Below are 1,755 nucleotides of genomic sequence, written 5' to 3' on the forward strand. Positions count from 1 at the left end.
ATCCGCTTCAGCGCAGTGTTGGACCGCCTTCGGTACGAAAAGTCGGGTCCGAAGAAGCCTGAAATTAGGCCGTTTGTTCCCGGACGGACACTAAGAGAACAATGCCCGCGCGCATCATGCAGGACGATCGGGAGGACGAGCGATGGCGATGTTCGAAATGGTCCTGGCGCTGCTCTTGGGGGCGGCGTTGCTGTCTATGGTCGCCCGATCGGTGGCGGTCCCTTATCCGACACTCCTGGCGCTCGGCGGCGTAGTGCTGGCGCTAGTGCCGGGATTGCCCGACGTCGCGCTGCCGCCCGATCTGATCCTCGCGCTGTTCGTGGCGCGGGTCTTGCTCGACGCCGCGCACGATACGTCGTTTCGAGATCTAAAGCGGAATTGGAAACCCGTGCTGTCGCTGGTGGTTGTCGCGGTCGGGCTGACCACGGCCGCCGTCGCCGTGACCGCGCGCTTCTTTTTGCCGGACATGCCATGGGCCGCGGCGATCGCGCTAGGGGCGTTGCTCGCGCCACCAGATGCCGTCGCCGCGCTGGCGGTCATGCGTCAGGTGACACCCCCGCACCGCATCCGCACAGTGCTGGAAGGTGAAAGCCTGCTTAATGATGCCTCGTCACTGCTCATCTATCGGCTGGCGGTCGGCGCGATGGCATCTGGCGGTCTGAGCGTGGGAGACGCGGCACCGGCCTTCCTGCTCGTAGCCATTGGCAGTGTGGTTGTCGGTTGGCTGTTGGCGAAGCTAACCTCGGACCTGATTCGCCGAGTGAGCGACGCGCCGACGGCGACCATCCTCCAATTCGTGACCACCTTCGGCGTATGGTTGATCGCCGAGCGGTTGCATCTGTCCGAGGTCGTGACTGTAGTAACATTCGGGATCACGGCAGCGCGCAGCTCGACGCTAGCGATGCCAGCCGACGTACGGGTCAGCTCGTTCGCGACATGGGGGACGATGACGTTCGTCCTTAATGTGCTTGCCTTCACGTTGGTCGGGCTCCAGCTGCGTCCCGTCCTGCCGGCGCTGGAAGACGGGCAGAATGCCGCGTGGCTCGGATTCGCGTTGGTGATACTTGGCATCGTGATTGTGGTGCGGCTCGCATGGGTGCTGCTCTACGGCAGTCTGCACCGCGACGACCCATCAATGGCTGGCGCCATGACGCGGCACGAGGGGATGAAGGGGTTTTGTCAGGTCTCGCGCCAGTCGGGTCGTTTGGTCGGCCGGGGCTGGGCTGGTAGGCTCTGGAGGCGGCGGAGCGGGAAGTGGCGATGGAGTGTGTGGCCTGTGGCTCCGCTGCTGTGGCGGAGCGGCCGGAGCGTACCGCCCGGGGCTACCGCCGGTTCCGCTGCCGAGACTGCGGCAAGCAGTACAACGAGCGCAGCGCCGGGCTGCTGAACCATACCCAGTACCCATCCGACGTCATCGCCCTCGTGGTGCTGTGGCGGCTGCGCTACCGCCTGACCCTGCGGGATCTGGGCGAGATGTTCCTCCAGCGCGGCCTCGTATTCAGCCATGAGGCTGTGCGCGACTGGGAGGCGAAGCTCGCACCGGTGCTGGCTGACGAACTCCGCCGACGCCGGCACGGCAAGGGCGGCACCCGCGGGCGGCACTGGCATGTTGACGAGACCTATTTGAAAGTTCGTGGACGCTGGGCGTATCTGTACCGAGGGCACTGCCAAGTTGTTCAAGCAGGTGTCGCGCTGGATCGTGCGACTTGATGGCGTGCAGGATCACCCTGCGATCTGGACGCAGGTCTCCTCGCG

2 protein-coding genes are annotated in these 1,755 nt (G+C 65.0%); both read left to right on the top strand.

Translation table 11 applies throughout. The features are described 5' to 3' along the window. Window positions 1–142 precede the first annotated feature (142 nt). Window positions 143–1,387 (top strand): cation:proton antiporter, encoded by a 1,245-nt coding sequence (locus BLR02_RS28190; RefSeq protein ID WP_090665493.1) that lies wholly within the window; start codon window positions 143–145, stop codon window positions 1,385–1,387. Between the two features lie 38 nt (window positions 1,388–1,425). Further along, on the top strand, window positions 1,426–1,710 hold the full coding sequence (locus BLR02_RS29175) for a DDE-type integrase/transposase/recombinase (protein WP_143018397.1): 285 nt from the start codon (window positions 1,426–1,428) through the stop codon (window positions 1,708–1,710). Window positions 1,711–1,755 lie beyond the last annotated feature (45 nt).

This window comes from Belnapia rosea (assembly GCF_900101615.1).
Lineage (GTDB): Bacteria > Pseudomonadota > Alphaproteobacteria > Acetobacterales > Acetobacteraceae > Belnapia > Belnapia rosea.